We start from the raw sequence: 15,858 nt of genomic DNA, 5'->3' as shown, positions 1-15,858 counted from the left end.
CATGATTCTTGGAGCTAATCTTTTTCTAAATCTTTACAAACACAAAACAAAAGTTAACTGTTTAGCCCCGATTGAAGCAGCTACCATGTAGCGCGAAAAGCGGGAATGCAGACCGCAAATAAAGCCCGAGCCTTTCGCTACTGAATATACTTTATCATTATACTATATATATATTGTGTGTATTTTGTTAAACTACTATATTTGCAGTCCATAAAATTTAAGGAATGATAAAGATTACACTACCAGACGGTTCGATTAAGGAGTTTGCCAATGGTTCGACTCCAATGGATGTTGCCAAAAGCATCAGTGAAGGATTAGCGCGAAATGTAATTTCGGCTGCTTTTAACGGTACAACTATTGAAACAGCCACTCCGTTGACGACCGATGGTTCACTTATATTATATACGTGGAATGACGCAGCAGGTAAAAAAGCTTTTTGGCATTCTACTTCACACGTTATGGCACAAGCTTTAGAAGAACTGTATCCCGGGATTAAATTAACTTTAGGTCCGGCCATTGAAAACGGTTTTTATTACGATGTAGATTTTGGCGAGCAAAAGATTGTGGAAGCCGACTTCAAGAAAGTTGAAGATCGCGTATTGGAAATCTCAAGAGAGAAGCACGAATTTAAAATGCGTCCGGTTTCAAAAGCGGAAGCTTTAGAGATTTACAAAAACAATGAATATAAAACTGAGTTGATTTCGAATTTAGAGGATGGTACTATTACTTTTTGTGACCATTCTAATTTCTTTGATTTGTGTCGCGGCGGCCATATTCCGAATACCGGAATCATCAAGGCGATGAAAATCATGAGTGTTGCCGGCGCTTATTGGCGTGGTGACGAAAAGAACAAACAGTTGACTCGAGTTTATGGGATTTCGTTCCCGAAACAAAAAGACTTGACAGACTACTTAGAATTATTAGAAGAAGCCAAACGCAGAGACCACAGAAAACTAGGAAAAGAATTGGAATTGTTTGCTTTTTCACAAAAAGTTGGACAAGGTTTGCCGTTATGGTTACCAAAAGGCGCAGCTTTACGTGATCGCTTAGAGCAGTTTTTGAAAAGAGCTCAGAAAAAAGCCGGTTACGAGCAAGTAGTTACGCCGCATATCGGCCAAAAAGAACTATACGTGACTTCCGGTCACTATGCTAAATATGGTGCCGACAGTTTTCAACCCATCCATACACCGGCCGAAGGCGAAGAGTTCTTACTAAAACCAATGAACTGTCCGCACCACTGTGAAATTTACAACAACAAACCTTGGTCGTACAAAGATTTACCGAAACGTTATGCCGAGTTCGGAACCGTTTACCGCTACGAGCAAAGTGGTGAGTTGCACGGATTGACTCGTGTTCGCGGATTTACGCAAGACGATGCCCACATCTTTTGTACTCCTGACCAATTAGACAGCGAGTTTAAAAAAGTAATCGACTTGGTGTTGTATGTATTCGGTTCGTTAGGCTTTGAAAACTTTACAGCACAAGTTTCGGTTCGTGATTTAGACAATCCGGACAAATATATAGGTAGCGTTGAAAACTGGGAAAAAGCAGAAAATGCCATCATCAGTGCGGCACGCGATAAAGGTTTGAACTACATTATTGAAAGTGGTGAAGCCGCTTTTTATGGTCCGAAATTGGATTTCATGGTGAAAGACGCCTTGGGAAGACAATGGCAATTAGGAACTATTCAGGTAGATTACAACTTACCTGAGCGATTTGAATTGACTTATAAAGGTGCTGATGACAAGTTACACCGTCCGGTAATGATTCACCGTGCGCCGTTTGGATCCATGGAGCGTTTTATTGCTATTTTGCTGGAACACACTGCCGGAAACTTCCCATTATGGTTGATGCCAGAACAAGCTATAATCTTGTCTTTGAGCGAGAAATATGAAAATTATGCGAAAAAAGTTTTAGAATTGCTGGAAATTCACGAAATTCGCGCCCTAATTGACAACCGCAACGAGACGATTGGTAAAAAAATCAGAGATGCGGAAGTACAAAAAATGCCGTTCATGCTGATTGTAGGCGAAGAAGAAGAGAAAAACGGAACTGTTTCCGTTCGTCGTCATGGTCAAGAAGGCAAAGGCAATATTACCGTTACAATTGAAGAATTTGCTAAGATTGTAAACGAAGAAATTGCCAAAACATTAAAAACATTTGAAGTTTAACTAAAATTATAGAGTCATAGCAATAAGAAATAACAGAGGATATCAGCCTCGCGTGGAAAAAACAGCAGCCCACAGAATTAATGAGTTAATTCGTGGTGTTTCTGAAGTTCGTTTAGTTGGAGAAAATATTGAGCCCGGGGTATTTAAATTTACTGAGGCTTTGAGATTGGCCAATGAACTGGAAGTAGATTTGGTAGAGATTTCTCCAAATGCTGATCCACCGGTTTGTAAACTGATGGATTATGGTAAATTCATTTACCAGCAAAAGAAACGCGAAAAAGAATTAAAGGCAAAATCAACGCAAATCACGGTTAAAGAGATTCGTTTCGGACCTCAGACTGATGAGCATGATTACGAATTTAAAAGAAAAAATGCTGAAAAATTCTTGAAAGAAGGTTCAAAATTAAAAGCTTTTGTATTCTTTAAAGGACGCTCTATTATTTATAAAGAACAAGGTCAAATCTTATTGTTGCGTTTAGCACAAGATTTGGAAGAATTCGGTAAAGTGGAAGCCATGCCCGTGTTAGAAGGAAAGCGTATGATTATGTTCATCGCGCCGAAAAAAAAAGGTAAATAAGTGACCGAGAGACTAAGCTAGTGAACAACTGAAAAAAAACTCAGAAACTAAGCAACTCAGCAACTTCAAAAAAGTAAGTAAGTTAAATTAAATAAACTAGGAAAAAATGCCTAAAATGAAAACAAAATCCAGTGCTAAGAAGCGATTCAAAGTAACTGGTTCCGGAAAAATCAAAAGAAAACACGCTTTCAAAAGTCACATCTTGACCAAGAAATCTAAAAAGCGTAAACTAGCGTTAACTCACTCTGCTTTGGTTCACCAATCAGATATGAAGAGCGTTAAAGAACAATTAAGAATTATCTAATCGCTAACAGCCAATAGCTGCGAGCCTTTAGCTTTCTTTAGGTTAAAAAATCATTTAATAACCTTGGAGTACGGCCTTAAGTTCCCTTGATTCAATTCGGGACGCCTGCTACAAAAAACACACAAAATTATGCCAAGATCAGTAAATTCAGTTGCTAAAAGAGCAAGAAGAAAAAAGATAATGAAGCAAGCCAAAGGTTTCTTTGGTAGACGTAAAAACGTTTGGACAGTTGCTAAAAACGCAGTAGAAAAAGCTATGCTTTATGCTTACCGCGACAGAAAGCAAAACAAAAGAAACTTCCGAGCTTTATGGATTCAGCGTATCAACGCCGGAGCTCGTTTGGAAGGAATGAGTTACTCACAATTCATGGGATTAGTTAAGAAAAACGGTATCGAATTGAACCGTAAAGTATTGGCTGATTTAGCTATGAATCACCCGGAAGCTTTCAAAGCTATCGTGAATAAAGTGAAATAAAAACGTTTGTACAACCACGATTTAACTTACTTATAATAAAATCCCGGCTAGTCCGGGATTTTTTATTGCCCTATCCTAACAAAAACAGGTTCCTCCGACTCAACAAATCGAAAAGCCAAAAACAGTTACTCAAAAAAATATTGAAAATAAGCTGATTATTTTTTCTCAGAAGCAGAATTATATCACAATTTGTTTAACTTTGAAAATCCCCGAATTTCATCCTTGAATAATTAACAATATTTTTAAAAGATTTCAATTAAACAGGTATGTTTATGAGTGGAAATATGATTACAACAAACACTATTGATTATCAAAAGCTGTTTGTGGAATTACCAGGTTTATACATTATACTCTCAACTGATTTAACCATAATGGATGTCAGTGAAAAATTGACAAAAGCTGCGGGTATACATCGGTTAGACATGATAGGAAAAAATTTATTTGTGGTTTTTCCCGAAAACCCTGAAGATATAATTGCTGATGGCCAATCTAACTTGAAATACTCCTTGAATTATGTGCTCAAACATAAAACTGCTCATACCATGGCTGTCCAACGGTATGATGTAAAAAATTTAGAGGGAATATTTGAGGAACGTTATTGGTGCCCTGTCAACAAACCGGTTTTGGATGAAAATGGCGATGTACTATACATCATCCATCGTGTAGAAGAAGTAACCGATTTTGTTCAGTTGTCTGAAGTATCTGAAAAGACAGTCCAACAAAACACTAAATTAGAAAGTCAAATAGAGCGCATGAAAATTGAAATCATTAAGCGCACTAAAGAATTGGAAAAACTCAATGCCCAACTTGATGAGAAAGTCAGCTTAAGAACGCAACATTTAGAAGAAGCCAATAAAACTATCGGAAAGAATGTTGTGGCATTGACCCATCAAAAAAAACAGTTGGAAGATTTTTGCAATATCATCTCTCACAATTTAAGAGCACCGTTGGTCAATATTTCAATGCTGGTTGAAATGGTTGCCGAAAATTCTACCAATGAAGAAAACATCATCTTTCTGGAGAAGTTAGACAAAGCGGCTAAAAATCTCAACGATACATTTAACGAACTTGTGGAATCCATACAAATTACTCAAGATACTGAAATACCTTATGAGGAAATTGAACTCGAAAGCTTTACTAATAATATTATAGATAGTTTACAAGGAGAAATCAATAAAACCCAAGCCATCATTAAAATGGACTTTAGTCAAGCTCCAAAACTATGCTATCCGATAAACTATATGAGAAGTATCTTGCAAAACTTAATCAGCAATTCACTTAAATATTCTTCCCCTGAAAGAAGACCAATCATCAAAATCAATTCACAGATAAAAAATGATAGTGTCATCATCAGTATTTCTGACAATGGATTGGGATTAGATCTCAATAAACACAGTGAAAATTTATTCAAAATCCGAAAGGTCTTCCACAATCATCCCGCCGCTAAAGGATTTGGACTATTTATAACAAAATCACAAGTAACCGCTTTAGGCGGCAAAATTTGGGTGGAAAGTCAACCCGATGTAGGCAGTACTTTTCACGTAGAACTTATCAACCAATAATATGAAATCACCCAGTAATATAATGCTTATTGATGACGATGAAATCTTCACGTACATCATCAAAAAAATCATAGAAGAATCTGAAATAGCCGAACAAATTAGCATTTTCAGCAACGGTAGAGACGCCATAAATTACCTGTCAGAAGTGGCCGAAGAAGAAACATTGTTGCCGAAAGTCATCTTCTTAGATTTAAACATGCCTTTACTGGACGGCTGGGGATTTCTGGATGAATACATCCGATTAAAACCAAAAATGTGCAAAAAAATCAACTTGTATGTCATCACTTCATCTGTTTCAACTTACGATCATGAGAAGTCAAAAGAATACAGTGACATCACCGATTTTATTGTAAAACCCTTAGCCAAAGAAAAATTCATCTCTATTGTCAAAAAAATGTCAAACGGTTAGGAGATGACATGCAAAACCTAACTTAACTTTCACTAGTTAAAAAAATCTTAACTTTCTTATAAATCTGCAAATTAATAGTAATTTGCTAGGGTTTTATCATTATCTATTCATCAATACATTTACCAAAAAAAAATTATGAGCAAAATCAGACTCTCATTGTTTTTCTCTATGGCCTTTCTAGTGTGTTCCGGTGTATCCGTTGCACAAGAGAAATCGGATCGAAAAAAGAAAAATAAAAAGGAATTGGCTACGACCAAAACAGACTCGGTTAAAGAGAAAAAAGCACCTAAACTCTCTATCGCAGACAAAGTAAAAAGCTGCAAAAAAACCGAAGGATTATTTACCATTTACCAAGATACGGTAACCGGAAGTATCCAACTCTACATCAAAAAAAACCAACTTAACAAGGAATTCATCTATCAAAGTTATTCGATGAATGGTCCGACTACTTTAGGGTTGAACCAAAGTATGCACAGAGCAACAAATGTCTTTAACATCAAAAAAGCCAACGATAAAATCGAATTTGGCTTGGTAAACACTAATTTTTACTACGACAAAAACAACGCAGTAAGCAAAACCGCCGGCACTGATATAGCCGAAGCCATTTTCTTAGCTGAAAAAGTTGTAGCCAAAGACAGCACAGGATTTTTAATTGCGGCCGACGGTTTATTCATCAGTGAAAAACTAGATCCTGTTAAACCTATCATGCCTCCGGGAATGCCTCCGGGAGCCGTTTTCAATTTAGGAAACTTTAATTCCGCCAAATCAAAATACCACAGCATTCGCTCTTACCCAAATAATACTGACGTAACAGTAGATTTGGCCTACGACAATCCTGCTCCGTTTAATGGCGGAGGCGAAGACATTACGGATGCACGTTACGTTCGCGTTCGCATCCAGCACACCTTCTTAGAAATGCCGGAGAACAAATTCCGACCAAGAAAAGACGATCCGCGTGTTGGGTATTTCGGGCAAGCGGTAACCGATTTAACCAGCGTAAAAGCTACGCCTTACAAAGACATCATCAACCGTTGGTATTTGACCAAAAAAGATCCGAATGCAGCCATCAGTGAGCCGGTTGAACCTATTGTTTGGTGGATTGAAAACACCACGCCTGTGGAATACCGCCAAACCGTAATGGAAGCCGGAAACAAATGGAATGAAGCTTTTGAAAAAGCCGGATTTAAAAATGCCGTGGTAATGAAAATCCAACCCGATGATGCCGATTGGGATGCGGGCGATGTGCGTTACAATGTAATCCGTTGGGTATCGTCTGCTTATCCAAGCTATGGCGCTATCGGACCAAGTTTTGCCAATCCGAGAACCGGACAAATTTTAGGTTCCGATATCACTATCGAATGGTATTCAGGTAGCAGTACGCCAACCATGGACGAATTATTTTCGTTTAAAAATGAAGGTGCAAGCGAAGCCATAAATGCTCATTTCCACAATGACGGAACCGCTTGTACTTTAGCCAACGAGCTGAAAAGCCAGTTCTTAATGGGAACCACTTTTGCCGAAGTGAATTCGGAAGATCCGAAAACCATTTCCAGAGCACACAAAGAATTTTTATACTATTTAGTGTTGCACGAAATGGGGCATACTTTAGGTTTAAATCACAATATGAAATCGAGCCAGATGTTAAGTCCGACCGACTTACACAACACCGCTATTACGGAAAAAATTGGTTTGATTGGTTCAGTAATGGATTATCCTGCCATCAACTTGGCTACGGATAAAACCAAACAAGGAAACTTCTACACTACCAAACCGGGACCATACGATTTATGGGCCATCGAATTCGGTTACAAAGAATTTGACGAAAAAACTGAAGAAGCCGAATTGCAAAAAATCTTAAGCCGAAGCACAGATCCTAACTTAGCCTTTGGTAACGATGCAGATGACATGAGATCTCCGGGAAAAGCCATCGACCCAAGAGTCATGGTGAATGACTTAAGCAGCGATGCCATAGGAAATGCTGAAGAACGCTTCAAAATTGTGAACAGCATAATGCCAAAATTAAAAGGCAAATACAGCAAAAACGGTGAAAGCTATGCCGAATTGAGAAGTCGTTTCAATATGCTTAACGGACAAAGAAGAAATATGGCTGCAGTGGTTAGCCGTTATGTTGGTGGTGTGTTTATCGACCGTAGTTTTGTGGGACAAAATTCCACTGTTAAACCATTCACTCCGGTTTCTAAAGTGCAACAAAAAAGAGCTATTGAAGTTTTAAACAAATATGTTTTAGCGCCAAATGCTTTCGATGCAGATGCTTCATTGTATCCTTACTTACAAATGCAAAGACGTGGATTCAATTTCTTCTCAGGAACTGAAGATCCTAAACTGAATGCTATTTACCAATCTATTCAAACCGATGCTACTTTAGGTCATATTTTGCATCCGACTACTTTACAAAGAATTTCCAACACAAGTATGTATGGCAATACTTATTCGGTAGCCGAAGTGATGACCGATTTAACCAACGGTGTATTCAAAGCGGATTTGGTGGGTAAAGTAAACATGCACCGTCAATATTTGCAGACTTACTTTGTAAAAGAAGTGATTGAAATTGCCGATGTAAACGATCCTAAAAACCGTCACGATGACATTTCAAGAGCTGCTGCCCGTCAAACCTTGAAGAAAATCAAATTGATGTTAGCTACCGCTACTTCGGCTGATGAAAGCACTAGAGCGCACAGAAACTACCTTAGTTTCTTAATTGAAAACGCACTGGCTATCAAATAAAAAAAATGCTCCTAAAACAAAAATCCCAATCTGATTAGATTGGGATTTTTCAATTACTTTCCTGAAACTTACCTGATATCGTTCCACTCACGGTTATTACTTCCGTAGAACCATTTCCTTGATTTCCCTTGACGCTGTTGAATGTCAAAGTATACCTATTGTTCCCCAAATCTTCAACCGTCACACTTCCATTATAAAGCAAATAACTATCGGTAAATCGGGTATAATTCCCTGTACCTTGAATACCATTAATTAAATAGGTTCCTGATGCATCTTCTTGTGACAAAGGATAAATCACTTTTACCACCATGATATGTTGATTCTGAGGTGAACTGCTATTACTTCCCAATACAAAAACCGTGGCGTTTTCGAACGACTGATTATCCGGATAAGCCGTTATTTCTGAAGGAATGAACTGTTCACCATCAATATCTATTGAAGAAGTAAATGCGGTACTGTCGCCTCCGTCAGAAGAGCAACCTGTCATAATAGTACCGAGTAATAAAATGGATGAGATAATTTTTTTCATAGTATATGGTTAATTAAAAACTTCTTCGTTCTCTCCGTCAAAACTGGCAAACACCATACTAGGATGCGAATCCTGATGAAAAATATTCCCTTTACTGTCGATTGCAATCGCACCGGCAAATCCATCATAAGGTTTGAGTTCGTTGAACGTTTTCTCAAAAGCTTCCGCTAACGTAAAACCATCCGTAACTCGGGTCACAATTTTAGCCGCAACTGCTCCGCTTACAATATCTTCTCCAACACCGGTTAAACTAACCCCGCAAAATGCGTTGGCGTAATTTCCGGCTACTGTAGCCGAATCTGAAATCCTGCCCGGAATTTCAAATCCTTTCCCTCCGGTTGATGTAGCTACGGCAATTTTTCCATTGGCATCTAAAACAACACAACCTACCGTTCCTAATCCTTTGGAAGCCAATTTGGCTTCATACTCGGCACGACGCTGAGGAATTTCTGTAGAAAATTTTTCAAATCCGTGTTGGCGAGCAAAATTTGTTGCGCCACTTCCGCCCAATACTTTATCGTCATAATCCAACAACACTTGGGCCACTTGCACCGGATTTTTAACCTCTTCAATGTTAATCACGCCGCTCATTTTTTGAGTCGAACCGTCCATCAAAGACGCACTCATGCGAATTTTACCATCGCTTTGAATTTGGGAACCGATACCGGCATTGAACAAAGCATCGTCTTCCAATTGCGAAACCGCATACACTACCGTTTCCAAAGCCGAATGGTTTTGCAAATAAGCATAGGAATCTTTTACAATGCGCAATAAAGCTTGTTGTTTGGCGATTTTGGTTTCGAGATTGGTAGAAGATTCAGAGAAAAATCCGCCGTGGATGATTATTTTCATTTTGAGATATTAGATATTAGATATCAAATATGCTTGAATTTCAATTCATATTTAATATCTAAAATTTGATATTTGATATTTAAAATTTAAACGTATTGTGAAGATTTAATCGTCATTTTAAAAGTATCCAAATCGAAGGTGTCATTTTTACTCATCACGTGAGTCACCAAATGATTGATAGAGATAGGTTGACCGAGTTCAACTTGGGTTAAATTCGTGTCTTTAATCTCGCGACCGTCGACCAAAATAACCAAACCGGAACCCAAAGCTTCCATTTGTCGACCATTGGTTATCAATAAACCGGTGTCTTCTCCTAAACCAATACCCAGTACTTTCGGATTGCCAACAACGGCTTGGAACAAGCGACCGATACGACCTCTTTGCACAAAATGGGTATCAATCACCACATCGTCAATCAAACCCAAACCAGACGTTATTTTAACTTCTCCCTTCAGCAAAGCTTCATGACTGCTACCTTGGTAAATCATATTATTGGAAGCAGCAGCAGCACCGGCAGAGGTTCCGGCGTACACAAAATCCTCGTTTCGGTATTTGCTGATTAACAAATCATCAAAAGGCGTTCCACCTAAAATCGAAGTCAATCGCAACTGATCTCCACCGGTAAACATGACCACATCAGCTGCTTTCAATCGGTTTAAAATTTCAGGCTCTGAGGCTTGTTCTCTTCTTTCGATGTGCAATACATCAACATTGTGTGCACCTAAATAATTGAAGGCTTTCACGTATTCAGGACCAATTTCACGAGGGATTTTTGAAGCCGTAGTAATCACTTCAATTCTCGACGCTTCTTTATTTTTAGATTCTTTGATGATGCGTTTTAAAATACCTTCTTCAAAGAAATTTAAATTCTGTGGAGCACTTTTGTCCAAATCGGTTTCAGTAAAACTTCCTTTGTCAACCGCACCGCCAATTATAATAAGTTTGCCTTGTATATTCATGTCGGTAAAATTAGAAAAAACTTAAAACTTACCAACCTTTTTTACGTTTTTTGAACCCAATTTATCAACGAACTTATCAAGAAACGGTATTGGCAAATTGTGTTATATTTGCGCTATGGAAACCAATCAAACCCGTATTAATAAATTCCTTTCCGAGAGCGGTTACTGTTCCCGTCGTGAAGCCGACAAATTATTGGAACAAGGTCGCATTACCATCAATGGAAAAGTTCCTGAATTGGGCACTAAAGTTTCGGTGGAGGATGAAATTAGAGTAGACGGAAAACTCATCCTGAAGAAAACCGAAAAACCGGTGTACTTGGCTTTCAACAAACCTGTTGGCATTGAATGTACTACGAATAGAAAAGTCCGCGACAACATTGTAGACTACATCAATTATCCCAAACGTATTTTCCCTATTGGCCGATTAGATAAAGCCAGTGAAGGTTTGATTTTTATGACCGATGACGGCGATATTGTAAACAAAATTCTACGCGCCAGAAACAACCACGAAAAAGAATACATTGTTACGGTGAACCGACCAATAACCGAGCGTTTCATAGAACGCATGAGCAACGGCGTTCCGATTTTAGACACTGTAACCCGAAAATGCAAGGTAGAACAAATCAGCAAATACGTTTTCAAAATCATCTTAACCCAAGGCTTAAACCGTCAAATTCGTCGTATGTGCGAATATTTAGGTTATGAAGTAACAGCCTTAAAAAGAATTCGAATCATCAATATTTCACTTGATGTGCATGTGGGTCGCTACCGAGAGTTATCCGATGCCGAAATCAAACAATTAAACCAACTCATCGCACCATCGAGTAAGACCGAAGAAGCGAGTTTGCCTAAACCAAAATCCAATTTCAATAGCAATAACAATTTCAACAACAAACGCTAAATGCTTAAGACCATTTTATACATAGCTTTAGGTGGTGCCATTGGAAGTGTGTTCCGGTTTTTAACTACCGTGTTGGTGTCGAAATTTTGGTCCAATCATTTTCCGTTAGCGACTTTCTTAGCCAATGTTGTCGGTTGTTTTTTGATTGGTTTGTTCATGGGAATTTTAGCCAAAAATCAGCTAGCCGACAGCAATTTAAAATGGTTCCTGATTACCGGATTTTGCGGTGGTTACACAACTTTTTCTACCTTTGGATTGGAAAATTACAACTTGTTTCAAAATCAAAATTCTTTGCTGGCTTTCGGCTATATCGGCTTGAGCATTTTAGTCGGACTTTTTGCCCTTTGGCTCGGACTTTTTGTAACCAAATAAACGCCGTTTCCTGAAAAAAATGTAACTTCGCCCTCTATGAAAAAAGAAGACATTTCAGCCATTCAAGAATTATTGGCTACCCCTAAAAAAATTGCTATTATTCCACACCGAAGTCCGGATGGCGACGCTATGGGCTCTACCCTAGCCTTGTATCATTTCTTATTGAAGCTCAACCACCAACCTACGGTAATTGCACCGAATGACTTTCCGAATTTCTTGGCTTGGTTACCGAGCTCGGAAACAGTGAAAATATATGAAAACGATAAAGCCCATTGTGCACAAATCATACAAGAAGCCGAGTTGGTTTTTACCTTAGATTTTAATGCATTACACCGAACCGGTGAAATGGAACATGTGCTGAATAAAGTTACCGTTCCGATGGTTATGATAGACCACCACCAAAAGCCGGATACTTATGCCAAATATACCTACTCGAATACCGCCTTTGGTTCGACTTGTGAAATGGTGTATAATTTTATCGGCTTTTTGGGTCAAAAAGAATTAATCGACACCACTATTGCGACCTGTATTTACACCGGAATCACCACCGATTCAGGTTCATTTCGCTTTCCTTCTACCACGGGCAATACCCATCGCATAGTGGCGGAACTGATTGACTTAGGCATCAACAACAGTGAAATTCACAATTTGTTGTTCGATAACAATTCGTATAATCGTTTACAGCTATTGGGCCGCGCTTTGCAAAACATGAAAATATATCCGGAATACAAAACCTCGTATATTACACTTTCGCAAAAAGAACTCGATGAATTCCATTACGAAAAAGGCGACACCGAAGGCATTGTAAACTATGGATTAACCATCAAAGGCATTCATTTTACAGCCATTTTTATAGAACACCGAGATGAAAATATCATCAAAATCTCTTTCCGTTCTCAAGGCAATTTTGATGTCAATCAATTTGCGCGCGACCATTTTAACGGTGGCGGACACATTAACGCAGCCGGCGGAAAATCGTATGAGAGCTTAGCCGAAACTGTGAAAAAATTTGAACAATTAATTTCCAAAATAACCATTTAAGCTATGAAAAACGCCTCAAAAATAACTGCCTTATTGCTTGTTTTGGTGAGTTTTATCAGTTGCAAACAACAACAAGCGCGCATGCCGGTTTCTCGTTCTTCGGGCACTTTCATGAAGGAGTCAGTGGAACGCAATAAAAAACTCGTGGCCGGTGAAGAAGCCCAAATCGATTCTATCATCAAAAGCAATCCGCAAATCAAATACATTGCTTCCAAAAAAGGCTATTGGTATCATTACGAAGTCCGCAATGAAAAAGATACCCTTCGCCCTAAAAAAGGAGATGTTGCTTCTTTTGATTATGAAATCAAAGATTTTGACGGGAACGTAGTCTACTCCGAAGTGGAACTAAGACCGCAAACCTATATCGTAGACAAACAAAACATCATGATGGGCTTGCGTGACGGCATCAAACTCATGCGTAAAAACGAAAAAGTATCTTTCTTATTTCCATCGCATATGGCCTTTGGCTATCATGGTGACAACAAACGCATAGGCTCCAATCAACCATTAATTTGTACGGTAACGCTACACGATTTTAAGCCTGAAACCAAATTGAAAACAGAAAATTAATTGCAACAATGATCAAGAAACTTTTATTATTGACGCTCGTTTCCATAGCTTTTATCTCTTGTAAAGACGAGCACAAAAACTTAAAAGACGGACTTTACGCCGAAATTGAAACCTCGAAAGGAAATATAATAGTTGAACTCAATTATAAAAAAGCGCCGATTACAGTGGCCAACTTCGTGACACTGGCCGAAGGCAAAAACAATTTCGTAACACCCGATTTAAAAGGCAAACCCTTTTTCGACGGCTTGTTGTTTCACCGTGTTATTCCCAACTTTATGATACAAACCGGCGACCCTATCGGAACGGGATCGGGAGATGCCGGTTACAAATGCAAAGATGAGTTCACCGATTTAAAACACGATAAACCAGGCGTGTTGTCTATGGCCAATTCGGGTCCGAACACCAACAGCAGTCAGTTTTTCATTACCCATGTGGAAACCCCTTGGTTGGATGGCAAACATTCCGTTTTTGGTCAGGTTGTAGAAGGCCAAGATGTAGTTAATGCCATTGTTCAAGGCGATATGATGAACAGCGTTACCATCATCCGAAAAGGCGAAGACGTGAAAAAATTTGATGCCGTAAAGGTGTTCAATGATTACTTCAAAAAAGAACTTGAAAATCAAAAAAAGCAAGCCTTAATTGATGCCGAAAACAAACGCATTTACGACCAAAAATACAAGGCCGTAAAAGAGCAAAAGGCAATGTATTTCAACCAATTGAAAGAAAGTGCTACAAAAACAAACAGTGGATTCAAGTTTAAAATCTTAAAAGCCACCAATGGAAACAAGCCCAAAGACGGCGCTATGATTTATATGAACTACTCGGGCTTTTTAGAAGACGGTACACTTTTTGACACCAGCGATCCTGAAATAGCCAAACAATTTGGGATGTTTGATGAACAAAGAGCTTTGCAAAACGGTTATTCGAGTTTGCCTTACCAAATGGGTTCTAACAAACTCATTCCGGGATTTGTAGAAGGTGTAAACAAATTAAAATTTGGCGAAAAAGCGGTATTTTTCATCCCGAGTAATTTGGGTTACGGCGAACAAGGCGCCGGAGATGTTGTACCACCAAACGCCAATCTGATTTTTGAAGTAGAACTATTAAATAAATAAACCACATTAACCATGAAAATGAAAATCACCATGCTGTGTTTGCTTGTCGCCGGATTGACCAACGGCTTCGCACAAGTTAAAAAAACCGCAGCACCTAAAGGAAAAGCTCCGGTAGCCGTAAAAAAAACGGTTGCTACCACTCCTGCTAATACCAGCAACGAAGGTATTTTTGCTGAAATCGACACAGATAAAGGCAAAATCGTCATTCAGTTGGAATACAAAAAAACGCCAATAACAGTAGCCAATTTCATTTCACTGGCTGAAGGCACCAATGCTTCGGTTACGGATGAAAAGTTAAAAGGCAAACCCTTTTATGACGGATTAAAATTCCACAGAGTCATCACGCTCGGTAACGGTGACCAACAAGATTTCATGGTTCAAGGAGGCGATCCTGCCGGAAATGGTTCCGGTGGTCCTGGCTATGCATTTAAAGATGAATTTACCGATGCCGGTTTTGATAAACCCGGAATTTTGGCTATGGCGAATTCAGGGCCGAAAACCAATGGCTCTCAATTTTTCATCACCGTTGCACCTACCTCTTGGTTGAATCAAAAGCACACTATTTTTGGTTATGTGACCAAAGGAATGGATGTGGTAAATAAAATCAAGCAAAACGATGTAATGAAAAAAGTAAGCATCATTCGCAAAGGTGCTGAAGCTCAAAAATTCAATGCTGCGAAAGTTTTTGCTGACTACATGAATAACAAAGCGGCTGATGAAGCTAAAGAAGCGGCTATTGTTGCCGAAAACAAAAGAAAGCAAGAAGAGTTAGAAAAACAGAAAAAAGAACAATACAACGCCACTTACGGACCGGTAATGAAAGCCAAAGGCACTGCTTTAGCTGAAACTAAACTATCGGCTACCGAAACGGCTACCGGTTTAAAATACAAAGTTTTACAAACGGGTAACGGTAAAAAACCGGCTGAAGGCGCAACGGTTTATATCCACTATGCCGGCTATTTAGAAGACGGAAGTTTGTTCGACAGCAGTTATGAAACCGTTAGCAAAGAGTTTGGTAAATTCGACGAGAACAGAGCCAAACAAAACGGCTACCAACCATTTCCTTTCCAATACGGCAGAAAAGACGGTTTGATTCCCGGATTCTTAGAAGGATTGAACTTGATGAATTTCGGAGATAAATATTTAATCTACATCCCTTCAAAATTGGGCTACGGTGAACGAGGCGCCGGAAACGTGATTCCGCCAAACTCCAATATCATTTTTGAAATTGAATTGTTTGAATCGATTCCAACGAAATAAGAAAAAAAAAGAGTCTC

The 15,858-nt window shown here is 38.8% G+C and carries 16 protein-coding genes; 13 read left to right on the top strand and 3 right to left on the bottom strand.

Going from position 1 to position 15,858, the window contains the following annotated elements:
• Nucleotides 1-224: 224 nt before the first annotated feature.
• From thrS to SK086_RS10855, 7 genes are all read left to right on the top strand, one after another.
• On the top strand, nucleotides 225-2,171 hold the full coding sequence (gene thrS, locus SK086_RS10885) for a threonine--tRNA ligase (RefSeq protein ID WP_324691636.1): 1,947 nt from the start codon (nucleotides 225-227) through the stop codon (nucleotides 2,169-2,171).
• A gap of 52 nt (nucleotides 2,172-2,223) precedes the next feature.
• Nucleotides 2,224-2,748 (top strand): translation initiation factor IF-3, encoded by a 525-nt coding sequence (infC, locus tag SK086_RS10880; protein ID WP_290877705.1) that lies wholly within the window; start codon nucleotides 2,224-2,226, stop codon nucleotides 2,746-2,748.
• A gap of 106 nt (nucleotides 2,749-2,854) precedes the next feature.
• Nucleotides 2,855-3,052 (top strand): 50S ribosomal protein L35, encoded by a 198-nt coding sequence (rpmI, locus tag SK086_RS10875; RefSeq protein WP_108370561.1) that lies wholly within the window; start codon nucleotides 2,855-2,857, stop codon nucleotides 3,050-3,052.
• Nucleotides 3,053-3,181: 129 nt separating this feature from the next.
• Entirely contained in the window at nucleotides 3,182-3,526 is a 345-nt protein-coding gene (gene rplT / locus SK086_RS10870) for a 50S ribosomal protein L20 (RefSeq protein ID WP_295334864.1), read from the top strand.
• A 272-nt stretch (nucleotides 3,527-3,798) separates the two neighbouring features.
• Nucleotides 3,799-5,088, top strand: a complete 1,290-nt coding sequence (locus tag SK086_RS10865; protein ID WP_324691635.1) for a PAS domain-containing sensor histidine kinase — start codon at nucleotides 3,799-3,801, stop codon at nucleotides 5,086-5,088.
• Nucleotide 5,089: 1 nt separating this feature from the next.
• Nucleotides 5,090-5,497 carry a response regulator gene (locus SK086_RS10860; protein ID WP_324691634.1) on the top strand — a complete coding sequence of 136 codons (408 nt, stop codon included), beginning with the start codon at nucleotides 5,090-5,092 and terminating at the stop codon, nucleotides 5,495-5,497.
• Between the two features lie 135 nt (nucleotides 5,498-5,632).
• Nucleotides 5,633-8,242: a zinc-dependent metalloprotease gene (locus tag SK086_RS10855; protein WP_324691633.1), complete on the top strand. Its 2,610-nt coding sequence runs from the start codon at nucleotides 5,633-5,635 to the stop codon at nucleotides 8,240-8,242.
• Between the two features lie 49 nt (nucleotides 8,243-8,291).
• On the opposite strand, the gene SK086_RS10850 is transcribed toward SK086_RS10855, so the two are convergent.
• The 3 genes from SK086_RS10850 to SK086_RS10840 all read right to left on the bottom strand — a co-directional run bounded on the left by SK086_RS10850 (nucleotide 8,292) and on the right by SK086_RS10840 (nucleotide 10,582).
• Nucleotides 8,292-8,771 carry a hypothetical protein gene (locus SK086_RS10850; RefSeq protein WP_290875498.1) on the bottom strand — a complete coding sequence of 160 codons (480 nt, stop codon included), beginning with the start codon at nucleotides 8,769-8,771 and terminating at the stop codon, nucleotides 8,292-8,294.
• 9 nt (nucleotides 8,772-8,780) lie between these two features.
• Complete coding sequence (locus tag SK086_RS10845) at nucleotides 8,781-9,623, bottom strand: isoaspartyl peptidase/L-asparaginase (protein ID WP_324691630.1); 843 nt, start codon at nucleotides 9,621-9,623, stop codon at nucleotides 8,781-8,783.
• A gap of 86 nt (nucleotides 9,624-9,709) precedes the next feature.
• The gene (locus tag SK086_RS10840; RefSeq protein ID WP_290875502.1) at nucleotides 9,710-10,582 is read right to left on the bottom strand and encodes a cyanophycinase; all 873 of its coding nucleotides are present in this window, start codon (nucleotides 10,580-10,582) and stop codon (nucleotides 9,710-9,712) included.
• Between the two features lie 115 nt (nucleotides 10,583-10,697).
• Here SK086_RS10840 and rluF point away from each other — a divergent pair, with 115 nt between their 5' ends.
• The 6 genes from rluF to SK086_RS10810 are packed head-to-tail and all read left to right on the top strand — an operon-like array spanning nucleotide 10,698 to nucleotide 15,841.
• Nucleotides 10,698-11,483 carry a 23S rRNA pseudouridine(2604) synthase RluF gene (gene rluF, locus SK086_RS10835; RefSeq protein ID WP_324691628.1) on the top strand — a complete coding sequence of 262 codons (786 nt, stop codon included), beginning with the start codon at nucleotides 10,698-10,700 and terminating at the stop codon, nucleotides 11,481-11,483.
• Nucleotides 11,484-11,855: a fluoride efflux transporter CrcB gene (gene crcB, locus SK086_RS10830; protein ID WP_324691626.1), complete on the top strand. Its 372-nt coding sequence runs from the start codon at nucleotides 11,484-11,486 to the stop codon at nucleotides 11,853-11,855.
• Nucleotides 11,856-11,891: 36 nt separating this feature from the next.
• Complete coding sequence (locus SK086_RS10825) at nucleotides 11,892-12,896, top strand: DHH family phosphoesterase (protein WP_290875508.1); 1,005 nt, start codon at nucleotides 11,892-11,894, stop codon at nucleotides 12,894-12,896.
• Between the two features lie 3 nt (nucleotides 12,897-12,899).
• A complete protein-coding gene (gene gldI, locus SK086_RS10820; RefSeq protein WP_324691624.1) occupies nucleotides 12,900-13,466 on the top strand; it encodes a gliding motility-associated peptidyl-prolyl isomerase GldI in 567 nt (188 codons plus the stop codon).
• 8 nt (nucleotides 13,467-13,474) lie between these two features.
• Complete coding sequence (locus SK086_RS10815) at nucleotides 13,475-14,581, top strand: peptidylprolyl isomerase (protein ID WP_324691623.1); 1,107 nt, start codon at nucleotides 13,475-13,477, stop codon at nucleotides 14,579-14,581.
• A gap of 12 nt (nucleotides 14,582-14,593) precedes the next feature.
• Nucleotides 14,594-15,841 (top strand): peptidylprolyl isomerase, encoded by a 1,248-nt coding sequence (locus SK086_RS10810; protein ID WP_324691621.1) that lies wholly within the window; start codon nucleotides 14,594-14,596, stop codon nucleotides 15,839-15,841.
• Nucleotides 15,842-15,858: the final 17 nt, after the last annotated feature.

This window comes from Flavobacterium cheonhonense, from assembly GCF_035671315.1.
Classification (GTDB): domain Bacteria; phylum Bacteroidota; class Bacteroidia; order Flavobacteriales; family Flavobacteriaceae; genus Flavobacterium; species Flavobacterium cheonhonense.
The sequence above is the reverse complement of the archived record's forward strand: the minus strand, read 5'-3'. Positions and strand labels throughout refer to the sequence as shown.

What these genes read in the sequence shown, in the direction of transcription:
- thrS (WP_324691636.1), top strand. Translation starts at nt 225, where the DNA reads ATGATAAAGATTACACTACCAGACGGTTCGATTAAGGAGTTTGCCAAT.
- rpmI (WP_108370561.1), top strand. Translation starts at nt 2,855, where the DNA reads ATGCCTAAAATGAAAACAAAATCCAGTGCTAAGAAGCGATTCAAAGTA.
- rplT (WP_295334864.1), top strand. Translation starts at nt 3,182, where the DNA reads ATGCCAAGATCAGTAAATTCAGTTGCTAAAAGAGCAAGAAGAAAAAAG.
- SK086_RS10865 (WP_324691635.1), top strand. Translation starts at nt 3,799, where the DNA reads ATGAGTGGAAATATGATTACAACAAACACTATTGATTATCAAAAGCTG.
- SK086_RS10860 (WP_324691634.1), top strand. Translation starts at nt 5,090, where the DNA reads ATGAAATCACCCAGTAATATAATGCTTATTGATGACGATGAAATCTTC.
- SK086_RS10855 (WP_324691633.1), top strand. Translation starts at nt 5,633, where the DNA reads ATGAGCAAAATCAGACTCTCATTGTTTTTCTCTATGGCCTTTCTAGTG.
- SK086_RS10850 (WP_290875498.1), bottom strand. Translation starts at nt 8,771, where the DNA reads ATGAAAAAAATTATCTCATCCATTTTATTACTCGGTACTATTATGACA.
- SK086_RS10845 (WP_324691630.1), bottom strand. Translation starts at nt 9,623, where the DNA reads ATGAAAATAATCATCCACGGCGGATTTTTCTCTGAATCTTCTACCAAT.
- SK086_RS10840 (WP_290875502.1), bottom strand. Translation starts at nt 10,582, where the DNA reads ATGAATATACAAGGCAAACTTATTATAATTGGCGGTGCGGTTGACAAA.
- rluF (WP_324691628.1), top strand. Translation starts at nt 10,698, where the DNA reads ATGGAAACCAATCAAACCCGTATTAATAAATTCCTTTCCGAGAGCGGT.
- crcB (WP_324691626.1), top strand. Translation starts at nt 11,484, where the DNA reads ATGCTTAAGACCATTTTATACATAGCTTTAGGTGGTGCCATTGGAAGT.
- SK086_RS10825 (WP_290875508.1), top strand. Translation starts at nt 11,892, where the DNA reads ATGAAAAAAGAAGACATTTCAGCCATTCAAGAATTATTGGCTACCCCT.
- gldI (WP_324691624.1), top strand. Translation starts at nt 12,900, where the DNA reads ATGAAAAACGCCTCAAAAATAACTGCCTTATTGCTTGTTTTGGTGAGT.
- SK086_RS10815 (WP_324691623.1), top strand. Translation starts at nt 13,475, where the DNA reads ATGATCAAGAAACTTTTATTATTGACGCTCGTTTCCATAGCTTTTATC.
- SK086_RS10810 (WP_324691621.1), top strand. Translation starts at nt 14,594, where the DNA reads ATGAAAATGAAAATCACCATGCTGTGTTTGCTTGTCGCCGGATTGACC.